We start from the raw sequence: 6,035 nt of genomic DNA on the forward strand, positions 1-6,035 counted from the left end.
AGCAGCGGTCACCGTTGCGCATGTTTGACGAAGAACGAGACATGATCGCTTGGCAATCGAAATGATATCAGGCGTCAAGCCGTCAAAACGTGAAAAAAATACCCGCAATAATTTGCGGGTATCCTTCGATGTACACTCTAATTAAAACTTACGCTTCTTGCGCTTACGTGCTGCCTCTGACTTAAGCTTACGCTTGACGCTTGGCTTTTCGTAGAATTCACGCTTGCGGTATTCGGCCAGAGTACCAGACTTAGAAACCGTCCGCTTAAACCGGCGGAGTGCATCGTCGAGAGATTCGTTTTTCTTAACAACTGTCTTTGCCATGTGTTATCCCTCCCTCCGGATCGGTGTAATTGCGGACGAATCGGCCCAACAATTCTTAAATATTATAGCTAACCGTTGCACCAGCGTCAACGCTATCCTGCATAAAAATTGAAAATTACACCAGATGGTACGGATTATTTCGGGGATTTGCCGTAATATGCTATGATAGCGGTATCAAAAAAGCACGCATTTTCATGCAGAAGGAGTCGATGGTCCCATGTCACGAACAATTAATTTTTACATCCTGTCCGACGCGGTGGGCGAAACGGCCATGCAACTTGCACACGCAGTTGCGGCCCAGTTTCCCCGGTTAACCCCCCGTTATTTAAGGTACCCATTCATTAAGTCACACGCACAACTGCACGAGGTGCTGGACAAGGCCAAAGGCGACGACGGTATCGTCATCAATACGCTGGCCACCTCCGACTTCGCCGAGGACGCCGTGGCGTATTCCGAGCAGATTGGGTTGTTGAACTACGACGTCTTCTCCCCCATTGTCCGCGGCATCAGCAAACATTTTGACGAGGAACCCAGCGGCATTTCCGGTGGGGTGCATGATTTGAACGAACAGTATTTTAACAAGATTGATGCCATTGAGTTTGCTGTGACTTACGATGATGGTAAGGATCCCAGCGGTTTCCTCAAAGCCGACCTGGTACTCCTCGGTGTGTCACGCACTAGCAAGACGCCTTTGTCCCTTTACCTCGCTAACCGCAACATTAAGGTGGCAAACCTGCCCATCGTTCCTAAATCCACAATTCCGGACGAAATCTACCAGGTTGACCCACAGAAAGTTGTGGGGCTCACCACGGATCCGCAAATTTTGATGGAATTTCGTCGTCAACGTATGTTGGCTTACGGACTAAGCCCTGACACCACCTACTCAGCTCGAGAACAGGTGATGCAAGAGTTGGATTACGCTAACCAACTGTACGCCAAGTTGGGCTGTACCGTCATCAACACGGCTCACCGGTCAATTGAAGAGACGGCCACACTCATCATGGAACACTTGGGGATGGACGTGTTCGACAACAACAAGTAACACTAATCAAAAACCAGTACCGGAGCACCCGTACATTGTGGGTGCTCCGGTACTGGTTTTTTTTGTATCTAATCATCGAATTTGCGGTTCGTAAAAGCGTCCCATAATTTTGACGGCCTCGGTCATCGAGACAAAGGCATACTTGTCGGCCTTCTTCACTGCGCTACCCAGGTCGTACATCTCTGCGCGGCTAATAACAGTGAACAAGATGGTCTTTTCTTCGTGCTTAAAGGCCCCCTCGACGTCGTGCACAATCGTAATGCCGTGCCGTAATTCACTTTGGATGGTATTAATGACCTCGTGCGGCTTTGCCGTCACTATCATCACCTGCAGTCGCTGCTGGCGCGTGTAGAGTGAATCAATGATGCGCCCGTTGATGAAAATGGAGAGGGCTGATACCAGCGCGTGTGGCCAACTGTACATGGCACCAGCCAGAATCACAATGACGACGTTAAACGCGATGTTCACCTGACCAATAGACGAGCCGGTCCGCTTCCGGATGACGATGCCTAAAATATCCAGGCCCCCGGTCGAAATATTGTTACGCAACGCAAAGCCTGTCCCAAAGCCGTTCACGACCGCGCCAAAGATACCGCAGATAATGGGGTCGGTCGTGAGCGTTGGCACGTGGATTAACCGCAACATGATGGTTGAGAATACGACGGCGAGGAACGTGAACATCGTGAACCGGTGGCCAATTTTACGCCAGGCCAGAATAAACAGCGGGACGTTCAGCAGGAATAACCAGGTCCCAGTTGGAAAAATGTCGCTCATCTTCATGCCGCCGGGCAACGCAAAGTTGAACCACCGCTGGACGACCGCCGCAATTAGTTGCGCGGCACCGGTGATTCCGGAGGCGTAGACCCCTCCTGGCTCCCAGAACATGTTCAAAGCAACGGATACACAGACGGCGTACAGAAACGCGGCGGATAGCCGGCTCCAGTTTTGGTGACGCCTAATTAAACGGTCAAGCTCTTGCATAGCGGTTCCTTCCCAGTAATTAATCGTGCCCTAAGTATACCACGCAGACCAACCCCCACTGGGATGACGGTCAAAACGTGGTTCGGAGTTCAAGCAAATACCCCCAGCACTATGTTGGGGGTATTGTTTGATAGTTTCAATTTTTATAAACTAAACTATTCTTCGGGTTCGTCATGTTCCTCTGCCGTTGGGTCAACGGTTACGTCGATACCGAGTGGCACTAGCTGATCTGGAGCAACTGCTGTCGGTGCCTTGGTCATTGGTTCGCTAGCCTTGCTGTTCTTAGGGAAAGCAATCACGTCGCGAATGTTGTCCTTGTGTGCTAGCAACATGGCAAAGCGGTCCAAGCCGATGGCCAGACCACCATGCGGCGGGAAGCCGTACTCGAGCGCGTCTAGCAGGAAACCAAACTGGGCATTGGCTCGTTCGGGAGTGAAGTCGAGCGCCTTCAGCATCTTCTCCTGAATCTCGCGAGTATGGATACGGATGGAGCCCCCACCCAACTCGTAACCGTTCAGGATAATGTCATAGCTTTGAGCATGGGCACTGTGTGGGTCGGTGTCGAGCAGGTGTACGTCCTCTTCGTTCGGCATGGTGAACGGGTGGTGTGCTGGAACCCAGCGGTTATCGCCCTCGTCGAATTCAAATAGTGGCCAGTCCACAACCCAGCAAAAGGCAAATTGGTTCTCATCGATCAGACCCAAGTCCTTGCCGTAGTATGAACGCAAGTAGCCCAGAGTATCCGCCACCACTTTGAACTTGTCGGCAGCAAACATGACCATGTCGCCACTCTTGGCTCCTAACGCGTCAGTCAGTTCGCGACCATCACCAAAGAATTTCGCAATGGGGCCAGAAATACCGTCGTCAGTGACTTTGAGCCAAGCTAGACCGTGGGCGCCAAAACGCTTGATGTAATCGGCCTGCTTGTCGATGGCCTTGCGGGAGTACTTGTCCGCCCCGCCAGGCAAGACGATGGCACGCACCATGCCGCCGTTGGCAACGGCGCCACTGAACACCTTGAAATCACTGTCCTTGACGAGTGCCGAGACGTCCTGAATTTCCATACCAAAGCGCAGGTCGGGTTTCTCACTACCAAAGCGGTCCATAGAGTCCTGCCACGTAATCCGGCGGAAAGGACGCTCAACTTCAACGTTCATCACGTCTTGCATTACTTGGGCAATCAGGCCCTCAGTGATGTCCTGAATTTCTTCAGCACTCAGGAATGAGGTCTCCATGTCAATCTGCGTAAACTCTGGCTGGCGGTCACCACGCAGATCCTCATCACGGAAACAACGCGCGATTTGGAAGTACCGGTCAAAGCCGGCCCCCATCAGCAGCTGCTTAAATAGCTGGGGTGACTGTGGCAATGCGTAGAATGTCCCTGGGTACACACGTGACGGTACCAGGTAGTCGCGGGCACCTTCTGGCGTGCTCTTGGTGAGGTCGGGAGTTTCGATGTTCACAAAGTCATGGTCTTCAAAGTAGCGGTTGGTGGAAGCCATGATCCGGGAACGGGTCATGATTGCCGCCTGCATCTCTGGCCGGCGGAGGTCCAGGTAGCGGTACTTCAACTTCAACTCTTCGGTGGCGTCGACGTTATCTTCAATCGTAAATGGTGGCGTCTTGGCCTTGTTCAGAATCTCAATGGCGTGGACTTCCACCTCAATTTCGCCGGACTTCAGGTTACGGTTGATTTCCTTTTCGCCGCGGTTCTTAACTTCACCGGTCACGGCGATGACGTATTCGCTACGCAACGTGTTGGCAACCGCAAGCGCATCCGGGTCGAGCGCGGACGAAAAGACCAGCTGCACGAGGCCGGCACGGTCGCGCAAATCAACAAAAATCAGGTTACCCAGGCTGCGTCGCTTCCGTACCCAACCCATCAGCGTGACGGTTTGGCCAAGGTTGGCGGCCGTGACGTCACCCGCATACATTGTACGTTTATTCATTAGTATCAGTTCCCTTCAAAATACCCATTATTTGGTGGCAGTGAGACGTGCCACAACGGCGGCAAAGTCGCTGGTCAGGTCGGACTGCGGCACAACTTCCTGCTGCCCCGTAGCCATCACTTTGACGCTGGCCGTGTGATCCGCCAATTCCTGGCTACCCAGAGTTATGGTCAGCCGGGCACCCTCTTTGTTCGCGGACTTAAACTGGGCTTTGGCCTTCCGGTCCATGAAGTCCATGTCGGCACTGTAACCCTGGCCGCGAATAGCGGTTGCTAACTGGAGCGCCGTCTCTTGGGCACTCTGGTCAATCGCGACAATGTACGTGTCCAGCTGGGCCGGTTCAACCTGGTCACCCAGGAGTAACATCAAGCGCTCAACCCCCATAGCAAAGCCGACGCCGGGCGTGTCCGGGCCGCCGAGCTGCTCAACCAGGCCGTTGTAGCGCCCACCAGCAAGCACGGTGGTGTAGCCGCTGCCGAAGACTGGACTGCTGCTCATGACCTCAAAGATGGTGTGGTTATAGTAATCCAACCCCCGGACCATGGTGCTGTCGACCTCGTATTCAATCCCCAAGGTCGTGAGGTTCTGCTGCACGGCCTCAAAGTGGGTCCTAGCGGCGTCGGTTAGGTAGTCCAGGATTGATGGTGCGTTGGCCACAATTTCCTGGTCGTGGTGATCCTTGCTATCCAAAATGCGCAACGGGTTCTTCTCAAGACGCACCTTGGAATCGTCAGACAGTTCGTCTTTGAACGGCGTCAAGTAGTCGATCAGCGCCTGGTGGAAGGCCGCGCGACTATCCGGATCACCCAACGTGTTGATGACGAATTTCAGGTTGGCCACGCCCATAGTGGTGAGCAGGTCGCGGGCCATTGCGATGGTTTCAGCGTCCAGGGCGGGACTACTACTGCCGAATGCTTCCACCCCAATCTGATGGAATTGGCGCTGACGTCCGGATTGTGGGCGTTCGTAACGGAACATGGGGCCCTTGTACCATACTTTGTACGGCTTACCAAACTCTGGCCCGTACAGCTTGTTCTCGACGTAAGCCCGCACGACGCCGGCAGTGCCCTCTGGACGGAGCGCCATCATCCGGTCGCCTTTGTCCTTAAAGGTATACATTTCCTTGGACACGATATCGCTGGTCTCACCCGACGAACGGGCAAAGACGTCCGCACTTTCAAAGATGGGTGTTCGTATTTCGTGGTAGCGGTAGCGGTTAAAGATGTCGTTGGCGACACGTTCAACGTGCTGCCATGATTCACTGTCTCCGGGTAAAATGTCCGCAGTACCCTTTGGTCGTTGATATGCCATATGTTCTCTCCCCTATTGTGTGGCGGTGAGGTTGCACACCACCCACGTGAATAATTTTTGTCGTGCTTTCGCGCCCGGCGTCGCAGGATCAAATGGAGCCCGCGACGCCGGACAATAAAAAGCACCCTCCGTCGTTGGACGAAGGGTGCGTGCACGGTACCACCTTACTGTTTTACTCAACCATAACGGTGGCGACCGGAGTAATATCAGCCTCAGGATTGTCTTGTCGACCATTCCCGGCTTGCACCATCCCGGGTCGCTTCGTGCGGTCTCTTCTCGTCCATCATTGGCTACGAAAGTATTCACCAATGATACTAACCATTATCAATATGGCTGTCAACCACGTTTGCAAAAGTTGCTAAAGGTGGCGGTTCTGAGCGTTGGCGGTGCTGTGTGGTGCTGCGCCTTTGTGGACCGCTCCACGGTGA

At 53.5% G+C, this 6,035-nt stretch carries 5 protein-coding genes; 1 reads left to right on the plus strand and 4 read right to left on the minus strand.

Annotated features, from left to right (window positions below):
- Positions 1-141 precede the first annotated feature (141 nt).
- Entirely contained in the window at positions 142-324 is a 183-nt protein-coding gene (gene rpsU / locus LPA02S_RS10350) for a 30S ribosomal protein S21 (RefSeq protein ID WP_054650674.1), read from the minus strand.
- Positions 325-541: 217 nt separating this feature from the next.
- Between rpsU and LPA02S_RS10355 the strand changes: the two genes are divergently transcribed.
- Positions 542-1,366 carry a pyruvate, water dikinase regulatory protein gene (locus LPA02S_RS10355; protein ID WP_056956876.1) on the plus strand — a complete coding sequence of 275 codons (825 nt, stop codon included), beginning with the start codon at positions 542-544 and terminating at the stop codon, positions 1,364-1,366.
- A 72-nt stretch (positions 1,367-1,438) separates the two neighbouring features.
- Here the strand turns inward: LPA02S_RS10355 and LPA02S_RS10360 are convergent, their stop codons facing one another.
- The 3 genes from LPA02S_RS10360 to hisS all read right to left on the minus strand — a co-directional run bounded on the left by LPA02S_RS10360 (position 1,439) and on the right by hisS (position 5,607).
- Positions 1,439-2,347, minus strand: a complete 909-nt coding sequence (locus LPA02S_RS10360) for a YitT family protein (protein WP_054650676.1) — start codon at positions 2,345-2,347, stop codon at positions 1,439-1,441.
- A 155-nt stretch (positions 2,348-2,502) separates the two neighbouring features.
- On the minus strand, positions 2,503-4,296 hold the full coding sequence (gene aspS, locus LPA02S_RS10365; RefSeq protein ID WP_054650678.1) for an aspartate--tRNA ligase: 1,794 nt from the start codon (positions 4,294-4,296) through the stop codon (positions 2,503-2,505).
- 27 nt (positions 4,297-4,323) lie between these two features.
- A complete protein-coding gene (gene hisS / locus LPA02S_RS10370) occupies positions 4,324-5,607 on the minus strand; it encodes a histidine--tRNA ligase (protein WP_056956873.1) in 1,284 nt (427 codons plus the stop codon).
- Between the last annotated feature and the right edge of the window lie 428 nt (positions 5,608-6,035).

Source organism: Lacticaseibacillus pantheris DSM 15945 = JCM 12539 = NBRC 106106 (assembly GCF_001591865.1).
GTDB classification, from domain to species: domain Bacteria; phylum Bacillota; class Bacilli; order Lactobacillales; family Lactobacillaceae; genus Lacticaseibacillus; species Lacticaseibacillus pantheris.